This window comes from Amycolatopsis decaplanina DSM 44594 (genome assembly GCF_000342005.1).
Classification (GTDB): Bacteria; Actinomycetota; Actinomycetes; order Mycobacteriales; family Pseudonocardiaceae; genus Amycolatopsis; species Amycolatopsis decaplanina.
This window is the reverse complement of record NZ_AOHO01000048.1, coordinates 741,597-756,294: the sequence shown is the minus strand read 5'-3', so window position 1 is coordinate 756,294 and position 14,698 is coordinate 741,597. Positions and strand designations below refer to the sequence as shown.

Genomic DNA, 14,698 nt, shown 5'->3' with positions numbered 1-14,698 from the left:
GCAATTGAGTTCTGAAGGTTCCATCGTCGGCGGCCGGTACCGTCTGGACCAGCCCATCGGGCGCGGCCGGGCGGGCATCGTGTGGCTGGCGTTCGACACACGTCTGCTGCGCACAGTCGCGATGAAGCGCATGTACCTGCCCGTCGGCCTGCCGCCGGACCGGGCGGAGCAGGCCAAGGCCGTCGTCGTCCAGGAGGGCAAGGACGCGGCCAAGTTCGAGCACGCCACCGCCATCAAGGTGTACGACGTGCTGCCCGACGGGCCGGACGTGTGGCTGGTGATGGAGTACATCCCGTCCCGCGGGATGGCGGCCTTCCTCGCCGAGCACGGCAGGCTGACCGCGGAGCAGGCCGCCGGGCTGGGCATCGTGCTCGGCCGCGCGCTGGCCGCGATGCACGAGGCCGGGGTGGTGCACCGGACCGTCGAGCCGGGCACGGTCCTGCTCGCCGACGACGGCGGCGTGAAGCTCACCGACATCGGTATCACCGGCGGCGGCCCGAGTCCGGCGTACCGGGCGCCCGAGGTGGCGCGCGGCGAACCGGCGACTTCCGCGGCCGACGTGTTCTCACTGGGCGCGACGCTGTACACGGCCGTCGAAGGAGTGCCGCCGTTCGGCGAGGACGGCGAGTCCTCGGAGCGGCCGCCGCAGACCGCCGGGCCGCTGGCCGGTGCGCTGCGCAAGATGCTGCGGGCGGAGCCGGACGCGCGGCCGACGATGGCCGACACGGTCCGCTCGCTGGGCGCGATCACCGAGGGGCGGCAGACTGCGTTCATCCCGCCGACCGCCCCCGCCATGCCTACGATGCCGGCCTCGATGCCGATGCCGATGCACCAGACGCCGCAGCAGCAGCCGGCTCCGCAGTTCCCCCCGCACCAGCCGCAGCCGCAGCAGTATCAGCCGCCGCAGCCGCAATACGTGCCGCCGGCGCAGCAATACGCTCCCGCCGCGCCGGCGGCCGCGAAATCACCGGACACCCGGAAGCGGCTGATCGTGGCGGGCGCCGTCGTGGCGGCGATCCTCATCGGTGTGCTGTTCGCGGAGCTGTTCCTGATTTGAGCTAGAGCCGTTCGAGGACCAGCGTCGCCAACTCGACGGGACGGCTGAGGTACGGGCTGTGGCTTGCCCGCCAGGTCACCGTCGTGTCACACCGGGCGGCGAAGTGGACGACCATTTCCGGGACGAGCGCCCGGTCTTCGGCGCAGGTGATGTAGGTGGTCGGGGTGTCCTTCCACGCCGAGCCCGCCGGTGACTCGTCGAAGATCGTGACGGGCTCGGGACGCAGCAGGGCCGTGGCGCGCTCGGCGACGGCGTCCGTGCAGTCGGCGTACATGGCCTCGCGGACGGCGGCGAGGTCGAGATGGGTCAGGCCTTGGTCGTCGAAGATCAGGGGCAGCGGCTGGGGTTCGTGTCCGGTTTCTTCTTTGGTCCGCTCGATCCAGTACTGGGCGGTTTCACCCGGCTCGCTGACGATCGCGGCCAGGTAGATCAGGTGCGAGGCACCCTGAAGTCCGCTGGCGGTCAGGCCGCCGAAGGAGTGCGCGAGCACCACCGGAGGCTCGGCCGCCCGGTCGACGAATTCCTGGACGGTCCGGGTGGTTTCGGCGATCGGGCGCCCGCCGAGGTCGGGGACGGTGACTTCGGCGCCTTCCTGGCGCAGGCGTCCGACGACGTCGTCGAAATGGGCGGGCTGGTGCCAAGAGCCGTGCAGGACGATCAGGGGACGCACGGAAGTCCTTTCTCTGGCGGGAATGTCGCTTCCCTGCCAGGTTGTCGACCGCCCGCGCGGCTGTTCAAGCTCAGCCGGTTTTCGTGCCCACCCGGCCATTCCCGCTTACCTGTCCGGTCATGGCCCCTTCGCGGATCGCGCTGAGGAACCGCCGCACCGCGGGGTGTTCCCTGGCGTGCGCGGCCACGGCCGCGTGGATGGACCGCACCGGGTCGGGACGGCGGACCTTGCGGATGGCGACGCCGGGATGCGGGGCGCCGAGACCGAGTTCCGGGATCAGCGCGACGCCGAGCCCGGCGGCCACGAACCCTTGTGCTGTCTGGTAATCCTCGGATTCGACGACGTGGTTCGGGGCGAATCCGGCCGCGCCGCAGGCGTCGAGCAGGATGTCGCGGCAGGCGCCGGGGAGACCGTCGACGCCGACCCACGGATCCTCCGCGAGTTCGCCGAGATCGAGGACGCGTTTGCGGGCGAGCCGGTGGTTCTTCGGCAGGATCGCGCGGTAAGGGTCGTCGAGGAGGTGGACGTACTCGACGCCCTTGATCCGGGGAGCGCCGCTGGGGAGCACGATCATCGCGACGTCAGCCTCGCCCGACTCGATCTCGGGCATCGAATCGTCGGGCTCGACCAGTTTCAGGTCGAGGCGGACGCCGGGGAAGTCCCGGCGCAGCGCGGCGACGGCCAAGGGCACCAGCGAGGCGCCCGCCGTGGCGAAGTAGCGGATCGCGAGCCTGCCCGTACGGCCTTCCTTGAGTTCGGTGAGCGCGGCTTCGGCCTTGGCGAGCTGGGTGCTCAGCGTTTCGGCGTGTTCGGACAGCAGTGAACCGGCGGGCGTCGGCCGCACGCCGCGGCCGACGCGTTCGAGCAATTCGACGCCCGCTTCCCTTTCCAGGGTGGACAACTGCTGGCTGATCGCGGAAGGTGTGTAGCCGAGATTCCGGGCGGCGGCGGTGATCGAACCACTGCTGATCACGGCTCGGAGGACCTGCATGCGGCGGACGTCCAGCATGCCCCGATCTTACAGTTCTTCTTAAGGCTTCCTGCAGTTATTTTCGCTTGTCCTTACGCGTCGGCGCGGCGAAGCTGGGCCAGGCACTTAAGGAGGACTGGGGTGGGCGAGACGAAGACCCTGCTGCGGATCGGCGCACTGGCGCTCATGTGGGGATCGAGTTTCTTCTGGATCAAACTGGGGCTCGGCGCCTTCACGCCGGTGCAGCTGGTGCTGGCGCGGGTCGCACTCGGCGCGGCGGTGCTGATCGGGCTCTGCTATCTCGGCCGGGACCGGCTGCCGTCGGGACGGCGGATCTGGGGACACCTCGCCGTCGCGGCGTTCTTCCACAACGCGCTGCCGTTCCTGCTGTTCGCGTGGGGTGAGCTGACCGTCGACTCCGGGATCACCGGCGTCCTGAACGCGACGACACCGCTGTGGGTGCTGGTCGCCGCGCCGATGCTGGGAGCGCGCACGCGGATGACCGCCGTCCGCGTCGCCGGGCTGGTCGCCGGACTCGCCGGGATCCTGCTGATCTTCGCGCCGTGGGAGGCCTCCGGCCTGCTCAGCTGGGGTGCGCTGGCGTGTCTCGCGGCGGCCGCGAGCTACGGGTTCGCGTTCGTCTACGAGGGCAAGTACCTCACGGGCACCGGCGACTCGCCGATGTCGCTGGCCGGCGGGCAGATGCTGCTCGCGACCGGGTTCCTGCTGCTCGCGATGCCGATGGGCGGCTTCGAACCGGTGCACCTGAGCACCGGCGCGATCGTCGCGGTGGTGATCCTGGGGATCGGGTCGACCGGGATCGCGTTCGCGCTGAACTACCAGCTTCTCGCGAGCGAGGGCGCCGTCTCGGCGTCGATCGTCGGCTACCTGCTGCCGGTGGTTTCGGTGCTTCTGGGGGCGGTGTTCCTGGCCGAGCCGCTGAACCTGCGGGTGATCGCCGGGATGGTCGTCGTGCTGGGCGGGGTCGCGCTGACCCGGCTCCGCCCGAGGGAGCAAGGGACCTTTGCTACCACTCCGCAGGTCGAGCGCCCCCTCGCCGCCGCCGGGGAGGCCGCGCCGTGACGGCGACGACGACGTTGTGGCGTCCGACCGGGCCCGTCGAGCTCGACCTCGTCCGCGAGTCGGGCTGACGGGAAGACGATCCTCGAGCTCTGGGTCCCGGCCGAGGAGCTCGCCGAGTTCACCACGCACATCGTGGGGAAGATCGAGGTCACCCACGAGTTCAGGCGTCCCGCCTGACCTGCGTTTAGCGGCCTAACCGTGATGCGGTGGGGCCTGGGGGCTAGCCGCATCGCGTTTAGCCCGCTAAACGCAGGTCAGGCGTCAGGGCCGCGAGGATGAGCAAGACGGCGAGAACGATCTCGACCCAGAAGTAGAGCCAGCTCGGGTAGAACCGCTCGGGCCGTTCCGCGAACCGCGCGACCAGCCGTCCGAAGGCCATCCCGGCGAGCGCGACGGCCACCGCGATCGCGGCGCCCCGCTGTATCCCGCCGACGTCGAAAGCCGCGAACCCGAGCAGCACCGCGACAGCCACCCCGAAGCCGCCGTAGACGGCACGCACTTCGGTCCGCGCCGTCGCCGACTCCAGCGAGATGCCGAACGGCCGGATCAGCCGCTTCGGCGAGGCGAGCCCGAGCAGCCCCATGCCCAGGAAGAACACGGCCACCAGGCCGATGAGAACAGGCGCCACCTAGACGAGACGCCGGTCGGACGCCCAGCGCGAAAGCTCGTACCGGTTCGAAAGCTGCGTCTTCCGCAGCACGCTCGACACGTGTGTCTCGACTGTCTTCACCGAGATGAACAGCTCCGACGCGATCTCCTTGTACGCGTACCCGCGCGCGAGCAGCCGCAGCACGTCGCGTTCCCGCGGGGTCAGCAGGTCGAGGTCCGGGTCGCTGATCGGCGCGGAACCGGGCCGGTCGGCGAACGCGTCGAGCACGAACCCGGCCAGCCGCGGCGAGAACACCGCGTCCCCGTCCGAGACCCGCACGACGGCGCGCACGAGCTCCTTCGACGAGATCGTCTTCGTGACGTAACCCCGCGCCCCCGCGCGGATCACGGCGATCACGTCCTCCGCGGCGTCGGAGACCGACAGCGCGAGGAACACGACGTCCGGCAGTTCCGGCCGGACCCGGCGCAGCACCTCGGCGCCGCCACCGTCCGGCATGTGCACGTCGAGCAGCACGACCTGCGGTTTGGTCCGGGCGATGCCCGCGACCGCCTCGGCGACCGAGCCCGCCTCACCGACCACGCGGACGTCGTCGGTGATCGAGTCCAGTTCGGTGCGCACACCCGCCCGGAAGAGCGCGTGGTCGTCGACGAGGAAGACCTTGACCGGCTCCCGCGTCTGCTGGTTCTCCGTCACGATGCTCCCTCGCTCGCCCTGTCCCCCGAGCATAGCGACCTCACGCCGCGCCCTTCCCCGCCTTGACCGGCATCTCCAGCTGGACCTCGGTTCCTTCACCCGGTGCGGTACGCAGTTTCAGCTTCCCGCCGTGTCGTTCCATCCGCCCCCGGATGGAATCGGCGAGACCGTGCCGATCGCTCGGCACGACGTCGGGGTCGAACCCCTTGCCCCTGTCCCTTACGAACACCGTGACCGCTGTCGGCTCGACCTCGGCGTACACGCTGACTTCGTCGACGCCCGCATGCTTGGCGGCGTTGACGATCGCTTCGCGCGCCGCCTGGACCAGCGCGGTCAGCGGCTCGTTCAGCGTCGCCTCCCCCACGACGACCTGCTGCACCGAGATCGCGAACGCGTCCTCTACCTCGCCGCACGCGGCCGCGAGCACTTCGGACAGCTGACCGCTGACGGCCTCTTCCTCGGTCTTCTTGCTCTTGCCGTACCCCGACGGCCCGTACAACCAGCCACGCAGCTCGCGTTCCTGACCGCGCGCGAGCCTGGCGACCTCGCGCGGCGATTCCGCCTGTTTCTGGATCAGCGCGAGGGTCTGGAGGACCGAGTCGTGCAGATGCGCGGCGATCTCGGCGCGTTCGTCGGTGCGGATGCGGGCGGTGCGCTCGTCGGACAGGTCGCGGACCAGGCGCAGCCAGAACGGGACGGTCAGCACGGCGACGCCGAATAGCGTCGCGATCACGGCGACCAGCGCGAACTTGACCTGGTCGATGCTGCCGCTCTCCAGGACGACGACGCCGATGCCGGTCATCACCAGCGCGACACCGGCGACCAGGCGGATCGCCGCCGACCAGCCCCCGCCGCCGAGGAACGCCGTGGCGACCCCGCCCTTGGCACTGATGCGCCAACGCCGTCGCTGCGACTCGTCGGCTTCGCGCCAGACGACGGCCGCGCCGATCATCGCCAGCGCCAGCGGGATGGCGACCCAGCCGCTGATCAGGCCGGTCAGCGTGCCGCTGGCGACGGCGAGGCCGACACCCAGCGCCATGAGCCCGAAGGCCTGCTGCTTCTCCTTCGGCGCGGATTTCTCCGGCTCGACCTCGCCGGATTGCTGCTGGACGAACACCCAGAGCAGGCCGTACGCGAGAAGGCCGGCACCGTTCAGGGCGGCCAGCAACGCGAACGCGGTCCGGACCCAGAGCACCTTGACGCCGAGGTGGTCGGCGAGGCCGCCGGCGACGCCCGCGATGGCGCGGCCGGAACGGCGGCGATACATCTTGGGCGGCTCGAACGGTGCCGGGGACAGGCTGCCGGGAACGGGCACCGGAGGGCGCTCGATGATCGTCGGCTTCACCTGTTCGGCGAGGTCGTTGGGGGCGGATTCCTGCACGTTCTCCATGGTCACACGCCAGCGGGGTACTGATCCATCGGGGAAACCCCTGACTCTTCCCGCTGGGGGAAACCTCAGGGGAGTTCCCGGATGTGGCGAGGGCCTTCCGGGGCGCATTCTTTGTGGCATGAGTGGGAGTGAGACACACGTTCCGAAGCGCGGCCCCGCGGCCGGCTTCGAGGAAACCGTCAAGGATTTCTGGCGGAGCAGGCCGGTCCGCCCGGTGGCGGGCCGCAAGTTCGCCGGTGTCGCGGCGGGCATCGGCTACCGGTACGGCATCGACCCGACCGTGGTCCGTGTCGCGCTGGTCGCCGCGACCGTGTTCGGCGGGTTCGGCGTCTTCGTCTATCTGCTGGGCTGGCTGTTCCTGCCGCAGGAGGGCGACGCCGTTTCCGCGTTCGAGGGCCTGATCGGCCGGGGACGCGCGTCGGCTTCGCCGGCGTTCTCAGTGCTGCTGCTGATCCTGCTGTTCCCCGGCCTCACCTGGACCTTGAGCGGCGGCTGGATGACCGATGGCACCGGACTGATCGGTTTCGCGCTGATGGCCGTCGCGCTGTACCTGCTGCACCGCAACCGCGGCCAGTTCAACCGGCCGGCGATGCCCACCCCGGCTCAGCCGGCTGCCGCTTTCTCGATGACGTCGGCGTCGGCGGCCTCCACCTCGACTGCGACCGAAGGCGGCTGGGACCCGCTCGCGGCCGACCCGTCCGCTTGGGACCTGCCGAACGCTTCGCCGTCCGGCGGACTGCCGCCGCGGACCCCTCCACCGCCTCCCGCGCCGCCGGCGCCTCGCGGCCGCAAGTCGAAGATCGGTGCCGCGACGTTCGGGATCGCCGCGTTGGTCGCCGGGGTCGGCACCGTACTGGGACTGGACGGCGAGGCGTGGTTCACCGTGCAGCACGTGGTCGGGCTCACCTTGGGTGTGGTCGGCATCGGACTGGTGGCCGGTTCGTTCGTGCGGGGCGGTCGCGGGCTGATCGGTCTGGCGGTGCCGCTGGCGATCGTCGGGATGGCCCTGACCACGGTCCCGTTCGAGAGCTTCTCCGTGAAGGGTGGTGTCGGTGACTTGAACGCGACGCCGAGCCAGGTGTCCGAGGTGCTGCCCGAGTACCACCGCTCGGCAGGGAACATCGACGTCGACCTGACCAAGCTGCCCGCGGGAGCTTCGGTGACCACGAAGGTCTCCAACGGGGCGGGCAACTCGACGGTGCTCGTGCCGGCGGGCGCCGAAGTGAAGGTCTCCTGCGAGACCGGAGCGGGCGAGGTCGACTGCCTCGGTCAGTCCCGCTCGGGGATCGGCGAGGACACCGTCGACTTCACCGCGCCGGGCGACAACGGGCAGAAGATCACTTTGCAGGTCAAGAACGGTGTCGGGAACGTGGAGGTGCGCCGTGGCTGAGTACGACTACGACAACTACGACAGCACGCAGACCCAGTCGGCTCAGCCCGCGAAGCACGGGGTGGACGTCTTCACCCTGATCATCGGGATCGCGACGCTGCTGGTGTCGGGTTACGTCCTCTCGGACGGCTCCTCGTGGCTTCCGCAGTTCGACTTCCGGTGGGTCATGGCGGGCGGGGCGATCTTCGTCGGCGTCCTGCTGCTCGCCGCTTCGCTGCGCAAGAGCCGCCGCTAGCGGCCCCGCTCACTGCCCACTCCACTCCGAAGGCCCCGGCCCCTCGCCGGGGCCTTCGCCTTGCTCCCCCACCCCGGCCCCGACCTGCGTTTAGCCCCCTAATCGTGATCCGGTCGCCCAGGTGCCCAACGGCCCACCGGATCGCGATTAGGGGGCTAAAGTCGCTCCGGGCTCGCTCAGGTGCCCGGGCCGCCGGATCGCGTTTAGCCCGCTAAACGCGATCCCGGTCGCCCAGGTGCGAGGCGGCGCCAGATCGCGATTAGGGGGCTAAACGCAGGTCGGGGCGGGTGCGGTCACTCCCACTCGATGGTGCCCGGCGGCTTGGACGTGACGTCCAGGACCACTCGGTTCACCTCGGCGACCTCGTTGGTGATGCGGGTCGAGATCCGCTCCAGTACCTCGTAGGGCAGCCGCGTCCAGTCCGCGGTCATCGCGTCCTCGGACGACACCGGCCGCAGCACGATCGGGTGCCCGTAGGTCCGCCCGTCGCCCTGGACGCCGACGCTGCGGACGTCGGCCAGCAGCACCACCGGGCACTGCCAGATCTCGCCGTCCAGCCCGGCCGCGGTGAGTTCCTCGCGCGCGATGGCGTCCGCCGCGCGCAGCGTCTCGAGCCGCTCGGCGTCGACGGCGCCGATGATCCGGATGCCGAGTCCCGGCCCCGGGAACGGCTGCCGCTGCACGATCGTCTCCGGCAGCCCGAGCTCCAGCCCGACGCGGCGCACTTCGTCCTTGAACAGCAGGCGCAGCGGTTCGACGAGCTCGAACTGCAGGTCGTCGGGCAGCCCGCCGACGTTGTGGTGGCTCTTGATGTTCGCCGCGCCCTCGCCGCCGCCGGACTCGACGACGTCCGGGTACAGCGTGCCCTGGACCAGGAACTTGTAGTCGCCCTCGGCCTTGAGGTCGCGCTCGGCCTGCTCGAACACGCGGATGAACTCGCGGCCGATGATCTTGCGCTTCTCCTCGGGATCGGTGATCCCGGCGAGCGCGTCGAGGAACCGGTCGCGCGCGTCGACGGTCACCAGGTTGACCCCGGTCGCGGCGACGAAATCGCGTTCGACCTGGGTGCGCTCGCCGGAGCGGAGCAGACCGTGGTCGACGAACACGCAGGTCAGCCGGTCACCGATGGCACGCTGCACGAGCGCGGCGGCCACGGCGGAGTCGACGCCACCGGACAGCCCGCAGATCGCCCGGCCGTCGCCGACCTGTTCGGCGATGCGCTTGACCTGGTCGTCGACGATGGACGACGTCGTCCACTGCGGCTTGATGCCCGCGATGTCGTGCAGGAAGCGGCGGAGCACCTCCTGGCCGTGCGGCGAGTGGTGCACCTCGGGGTGGTACTGGACGCCGGCGAAGCGACGCTCGACGTCTTCGAACCCGGCGACGGCGGCGCCGTCACTCGAAGCGGTCACGGTGGCGCCCTCGGGAGCCTTGGTGACGCTGTCGTTGTGGCTCATCCACGCGGGCTGGTTGCTCGGGAGACCGGCGTGCAGGACACCGCCCTCACCGGCGACGCGGACCTCGGTGCGGCCGAACTCGCGGATCCCGGTCGGCTCGACCGTGCCGCCGAGCGCCTGCGCGAGCACCTGGTGGCCGTAGCAGATCCCGAGGATCGGCACGCCCGCGTCGACCAGCCCGGGGGCGAGAGCGGGGGCGTTCTCCGCGTACACGCTGGAAGGACCACCGGAAAGAATGATCGCGGCGGGGTCCTTGGCGAGGATGTCCTCGGCGGTGGCGGTGTGCGGGACGACCTCGGAGTAGACCTGCGCTTCCCGCACGCGGCGCGCGATCAGTTGCGCGTACTGCGCCCCGAAGTCCACGACGAGTACCGGACCGGTGGGACTGGGCACCTGAAACCTCCAGATCAGAGCAGTACGCTTCCCCACCATCGTCCCAGGTGGGCCCGGTCACCCCGCCGCCAACCCCCTCACGATTCAGGACAGCGGATGACCGCGAGGCGGCCTACCGTCCGAAGGCATGGGCATCGACTGGAGCAAGGAACTCTCCGAACAGCTCGACTGGCACTGGAAGAACCACCTGCGCCCTCGGCTGGAGACCCTCACCGACGACGAATACCTCTGGGAACCCGTCGAGGACTGCTGGACGATAAGGCCGGGCGAGAACGGCGAGTCCACGATCGACTGGGCGTATCCGGAGCCGTCCCCGCCTCCGGTGACGACGATCGCCTGGCGCCTCGCCCACATCATCATCGGCGTCTTCGCGATGCGGACCGCGTCGCACTTCGGCGGCCCGCCCGTCGACTACCAGACCTTCCCCTACGCCGCCTCTGCCAAAGACGCGCTGAAGCAGCTCGATGACGCTTACACGCGCTGGCGCGACGGCGTCCGCGGCCTCACCGCCGAAGACCTCGAGCGTCCCTGCGGCGAGGCTGAGGGCCCGTACGCGGAGTACCCCTTCGCGACCCTCGTCCTGCACATCAACCGGGAGGCCATCCACCACGGCGCCGAAATCCTCCTGCTGCGCGATCTCCACACGCGTCGCGATTAGGGGGCTAAACGCAGGTCCCGGCCAGATCGCGTTTAGCGGGCTGAACGCGACGCGCCCATACTGAGGCGAGCCCAGGAAAGGACCCGTCTTGCGAGCGACTGTCATCTACGGCGCCGGCGACGTACGTGTCGAGACCGTCCCGGACCCGAAGCCGAGCGAACCGACCGACGCCCTCCTCCGCGTCGTCCGCTCCTGCATCTGCGGCAGCGACCTCTGGCCGTACGGCAGCATGCCCGCGCGCGAGCGCGGCGTCCGGATCGGGCACGAGTTCCTCGGCGTCATCGAGGCCATCGGCTCCGACGTCACCACGCTCAAGACGGGAGACCTGGTCGTCGCGCCGTTCGTCTACTCCGACAACACGTGCCAGTTCTGCCGCGAAGGCCTTCACACCTCGTGCCTGCGCGGCGGCAACTGGGGCGCGAAGGGCGTCGACGCCGGCCAGGGCGAGGCCGTCCGCGTCCCCCAGGCCGACGGCACGCTGGTGAAACTGCCGCACACCGAGGACGACGACCTGCTCGCCTCGTTCCTCACGCTCTCCGACGTGTTCTCGACCGGCCACCACGCCGCGGTCAAGGCGGGCGTGAACGAGCGCACCACCGTCACTGTCATCGGCGACGGCGCCGTCGGCCTCTCCGCGGTCCTCGCGGCGAAGCGCCTCGGCGCCGAGCGCGTCATCCTGATGGGCCGGCACCAGAGCCGCACGGACCTCGGCCGCGAGTTCGGCGCGACCGACGTCGTATCCGAGCGCGGCGACGAAGGCATCGAGAAGGTACGAGAGCTGACAAACGGCGAAGGCACGCACACCGTCCTCGAATGCGTCGGCACGAAGCCCGCCTTCGAGATGGGCGTCGGCGCTGTCCGCCCCGGCGGCACGGTCAGCCGCGTCGGCGTGCCGCAGTACCAGGAGGGACCGATCGGCCCGTCGCTCTTCCGCCGCAACATCACCGTCACCGGTGGCGTGGCCCCCGCCCGTCACTACATCCCCGAACTGCTCGACGACGTCGTCGAGGGCAGGTACCAGCCGGGCAAGGTCTTCGACCGGACCATCGGGCTCGAAGAGGTCCCCGACGGTTACCGCGCGATGGCGGACCGCGAAGCGCTCAAGGTGCTCGTCAAACCCTGACTGGAATACCTTGTCATCCATGGACATGATCACCCCGGAGCCGCGCCCCGCCTGGATCGCCGGACGCCCCGAGCAGGGCGCTTCGACGCTCACCGTGCACCACCCCTACGACGGGAGCGAAGTCGCCACCGTCGCGGTGCCCGGCCCGGAGCAGGTCGAACGAGCGGTGAGCGCGGCGGCGAGCGTCGCGAAGGAGTTCCGGCGTTCCGCGGCGCACAGCCGCGCCGCGGCGCTCGACCACGTTTCGCGGGTCATCGCCGGCCGGGCCGAGGAGATCGCCGAGGTCATCACCGCCGAGAACGGCAAGCCGCTCAAATGGGCCGACGCCGAGGTGCGGCGCGCGGTGTCGGTATTCCGGATCGCCGCCGAGGAGGCCCGCCGGTTCAGCGGTGACCTGCAGCGTCTGGACACCGACCCGGCGGGCGAGGGCAGGCTGGCACTGACCCGCCGCGTCCCGCGCGGCCCGGTGCTCGGCATCGCGCCGTTCAACTTCCCGCTGAACCTGGTGGCGCACAAGGTCGCGCCGTCGCTCGCGGTCGGCGCGCCGATCATCGTGAAACCCGCGCCGCGTACGCCGCTGGCCGCGCTGATCCTGGGCGAGATCCTGGCCGAGACGGACCTGCCGGAAGGCGCGTTCTCGGTGCTGCCGCTGGGCAACGAGGAGACGTCGGCGCTGGTCGCGGATCCTCGTCTGCCGGTCGTGTCGTTCACCGGTTCGGGCCCGGTCGGCTGGTCGCTCGCGGATGCCGCGCCGCGCAAGCACGTCGTGCTCGAACTCGGCGGCAACGCGGCCGCCGTCGTGCTCCGGGACTGGCCGGACCCCGAGGGCGCGGCGGAGCGGATCGCGACCTTCGGCAACTACCAGGCCGGGCAGTCCTGCATCGCCGTGCAACGGGTCATCGTCGAACGCGAGGTCGCCGGAGAATTCGTGCCCGCTTTGGTGGAAGCGGTGAAATCCCAGCGGACCGGCGACCCGTACGACAAGAACACCGACGTGGGCCCGGTCGTCGACGAGGCCGCCGCGGAGCGGATCGTGGCCTGGATCGACGAGGCCGTCGCCGCGGGCGCGAAGATCCTCACCGGCGGCAAGCGCGAGGGCGCGACGGTGGAGCCGACCGTGCTCACCGACGTCCCACCGTCCACAAAGGCCTGGACGGAGGAGATCTTCGGGCCCGTGCTCGCCGTGTCCATTGTGGATGGTGTCGACGAGGCTTTCGCGTCGGTCAACGAATCCGCCTACGGCTTGCAGGCCGGGGTGTTCACTCGCGACGTGCATCTCGCCTTCTACGCGTCGACCGAACTCGAGGTCGGCGGCGTGATCATCGGCGACGTCCCGTCGTACCGCGCGGACCAGATGCCGTACGGCGGCGTCAAGGGATCGGGCGTCGGCAGGGAAGGTGTTCTCGCAGCGATGCACGACCTCACCGAGGAACGCGTCACCGTCTTCACCGGCATCGACCTCTAGTCCGGGGTGACGGCCTGCGCGAACCCGAACACCTTGTCCGGATCGTAGCTCTTCGCCACCCGCTTGAGGCGGGTGGCGTTGCCGCCGTAGTAGGCCGTCATCCAGTCGGGCAGGGCGGGGTCGATGTAGTTGACGTAGCCCCCGCCCAACCCGAGCCCCGTCACCACTTCCGCGACGGAATCCGTTGCGGCGGAACGATTACGTGTGTCCGCCTGGCTGTAGATCTGCACGCTGCCGATCGCCTTCCGGTGCCAGAACGCGGTGGCATCCGGGGCGATGTCGGCGACGGCGCCGCCGAGACCGTCGACCAGAAGATCCATTCCTCGCCTGCCGTCGAGGATCGACGTCAGTTTCGCGGGGTCCGCCGGTTCATCGAGTATCCGCGACGAGGCCACAAAGGACTGACGGTTCTCGCTGCCGGAGAAGTATTTCATGGCACCGAGATAGTCGAGTTGCTTCACCGTCCGGGTACCGCCGATCTTGCCGGTCAGCTTGTCCAGCACCCTGGCGAGCGAGGCGGAATCGCCGACGTAGCAGCCGGAAATCCTTGCACTGACCGGAGATCCGCCGGACAGCACGACATTCGCCCACAGCTCCGGCGGCGCTTCGGGAAGCCAGTGCTGCCACTCGGCGAGGACATCGTTCGCGCTGCCCGCCGGGAAACGCAAGGAGAACACCGAAACGGCCGAAGGCGCCGGATCGGTGCGGAAGGTGAACGAGGTGACGACTCCGAAGTTGCCGCCTCCCCCACCGCGCAACGCCCAGAACAGCTCGGGCTCGGAATCCGCCGACGCCGTCCGGAGTTTCCCGTCCGCCGTGACGACCTGCGCGGACACCAGGTGGTCACACGTGAGACCGTACTTGCGGGCGAGGACACCGATTCCGCCGCCGAGCGTCAGCCCGGCGATCCCGACGCTGGGACAGGAACCCGCGGGCAGGCAACGACCCGCGCCACCGAGCGTCGCGTAAACGTTCTTCAGCTTCGCGCCGGCGCCGATCACGACCTGTTCGCCCTGAACGTCCACTGAGGACATACCACCGAGGTCGATCATCAAACCGCCATCGGGAACCGAGTAACCGGCGTAGCTGTGCCCGCCGCTGCGCGCGGCGATCGGCACCCGCCTCGCCGCCGCTTCGACGGCGGCCTGCACATCTTCCGGTTTGGCGCATTTTGCGATCGCGGCGGGCTTGAGCTCGTCGAAGGCCGGGTTGAACACGCGCTTGGCACTGTCGTAGCCGGAATCTCCCGGCAAGAGCAGAGATACCTTGTTCCGCAACGCGGCCCAGTCCGGCGGGCCGGACGGCGGCGTGACGGCGGTGCTCGGCGGCAAGGACGTTCCAGGGGCCGAACTGGGCGCCTGCCCAGGGGGTGCGGCCGAGCACGCCGACACGGCCGCACCGGCCGCGGTCGCGCCGGCGAGCTTGAGGAAGTTCCTTCGCCCCAACTTCATACTTGTGAAGACGCGCGGGCCCCGGCGAGGTTGCCGTGATCACCCGGCCGAGT

The 14,698-nt window shown here is 70.1% G+C and carries 14 protein-coding genes; 7 read left to right on the top strand and 7 right to left on the bottom strand.

Annotation, left to right across the window (positions count from 1 at the left end):
- The first annotated feature begins 4 nt into the window (after window positions 1–4).
- Window positions 5–1,057 carry a serine/threonine-protein kinase gene (locus tag H074_RS16310; RefSeq protein ID WP_007031133.1) on the top strand — a complete coding sequence of 351 codons (1,053 nt, stop codon included), beginning with the start codon at window positions 5–7 and terminating at the stop codon, window positions 1,055–1,057.
- Window position 1,058: 1 nt separating this feature from the next.
- Here the strand turns inward: H074_RS16310 and H074_RS16305 are convergent, their stop codons facing one another.
- Together H074_RS16305 and H074_RS16300 are read right to left on the bottom strand one after the other, a co-directional pair.
- Window positions 1,059–1,727 (bottom strand): alpha/beta hydrolase, encoded by a 669-nt coding sequence (locus tag H074_RS16305; RefSeq protein ID WP_007031132.1) that lies wholly within the window; start codon window positions 1,725–1,727, stop codon window positions 1,059–1,061.
- A gap of 70 nt (window positions 1,728–1,797) precedes the next feature.
- Window positions 1,798–2,736 carry a LysR family transcriptional regulator gene (locus H074_RS16300; protein ID WP_007031131.1) on the bottom strand — a complete coding sequence of 313 codons (939 nt, stop codon included), beginning with the start codon at window positions 2,734–2,736 and terminating at the stop codon, window positions 1,798–1,800.
- Window positions 2,737–2,838: 102 nt separating this feature from the next.
- Between H074_RS16300 and H074_RS16295 the strand changes: the two genes are divergently transcribed.
- Window positions 2,839–3,780, top strand: a complete 942-nt coding sequence (locus H074_RS16295) for a DMT family transporter (RefSeq protein ID WP_007031130.1) — start codon at window positions 2,839–2,841, stop codon at window positions 3,778–3,780.
- A gap of 235 nt (window positions 3,781–4,015) precedes the next feature.
- On the opposite strand, the gene H074_RS16290 is transcribed toward H074_RS16295, so the two are convergent.
- The 3 genes from H074_RS16290 to H074_RS16280 are packed head-to-tail and all read right to left on the bottom strand — an operon-like array spanning window position 4,016 to window position 6,479.
- Entirely contained in the window at window positions 4,016–4,408 is a 393-nt protein-coding gene (locus H074_RS16290) for a DUF4345 domain-containing protein (protein ID WP_007031129.1), read from the bottom strand.
- Window positions 4,409–5,116, bottom strand: coding sequence for a response regulator (locus H074_RS16285; protein ID WP_007031128.1), 708 nt, complete (start codon window positions 5,114–5,116; stop codon window positions 4,409–4,411). It lies immediately after the preceding gene.
- A 7-nt stretch (window positions 5,117–5,123) separates the two neighbouring features.
- On the bottom strand, window positions 5,124–6,479 hold the full coding sequence (locus H074_RS16280; RefSeq protein ID WP_039922483.1) for an ATP-binding protein: 1,356 nt from the start codon (window positions 6,477–6,479) through the stop codon (window positions 5,124–5,126).
- A 112-nt stretch (window positions 6,480–6,591) separates the two neighbouring features.
- Here H074_RS16280 and H074_RS16275 point away from each other — a divergent pair, with 112 nt between their 5' ends.
- Window positions 6,592–7,863: a PspC domain-containing protein gene (locus H074_RS16275; RefSeq protein ID WP_007031126.1), complete on the top strand. Its 1,272-nt coding sequence runs from the start codon at window positions 6,592–6,594 to the stop codon at window positions 7,861–7,863.
- Window positions 7,856–8,098, top strand: a complete 243-nt coding sequence (locus H074_RS16270) for a hypothetical protein (protein WP_007031125.1) — start codon at window positions 7,856–7,858, stop codon at window positions 8,096–8,098. Before H074_RS16275 ends, H074_RS16270 begins: the two co-directional genes overlap by 8 nt.
- Before the next feature lie 293 nt (window positions 8,099–8,391).
- Here the strand turns inward: H074_RS16270 and guaA are convergent, their stop codons facing one another.
- Window positions 8,392–9,948, bottom strand: a complete 1,557-nt coding sequence (gene guaA / locus H074_RS16265) for a glutamine-hydrolyzing GMP synthase (protein ID WP_007031124.1) — start codon at window positions 9,946–9,948, stop codon at window positions 8,392–8,394.
- A 127-nt stretch (window positions 9,949–10,075) separates the two neighbouring features.
- Between guaA and H074_RS16260 the strand changes: the two genes are divergently transcribed.
- The 3 genes from H074_RS16260 to H074_RS16250 all read left to right on the top strand — a co-directional run bounded on the left by H074_RS16260 (window position 10,076) and on the right by H074_RS16250 (window position 13,194).
- Window positions 10,076–10,606: a DinB family protein gene (locus H074_RS16260; RefSeq protein ID WP_007031123.1), complete on the top strand. Its 531-nt coding sequence runs from the start codon at window positions 10,076–10,078 to the stop codon at window positions 10,604–10,606.
- An 88-nt stretch (window positions 10,607–10,694) separates the two neighbouring features.
- The gene (locus tag H074_RS16255) at window positions 10,695–11,729 is read left to right on the top strand and encodes a zinc-dependent alcohol dehydrogenase family protein (RefSeq protein WP_007031122.1); all 1,035 of its coding nucleotides are present in this window, start codon (window positions 10,695–10,697) and stop codon (window positions 11,727–11,729) included.
- Between the two features lie 19 nt (window positions 11,730–11,748).
- Window positions 11,749–13,194 (top strand): aldehyde dehydrogenase family protein, encoded by a 1,446-nt coding sequence (locus H074_RS16250; protein ID WP_007031121.1) that lies wholly within the window; start codon window positions 11,749–11,751, stop codon window positions 13,192–13,194.
- On the opposite strand, the gene H074_RS16245 is transcribed toward H074_RS16250, so the two are convergent.
- A complete protein-coding gene (locus H074_RS16245; RefSeq protein ID WP_039922481.1) occupies window positions 13,191–14,645 on the bottom strand; it encodes an FAD-binding oxidoreductase in 1,455 nt (484 codons plus the stop codon). The genes H074_RS16250 and H074_RS16245 overlap by 4 nt on opposite strands.
- Between the last annotated feature and the right edge of the window lie 53 nt (window positions 14,646–14,698).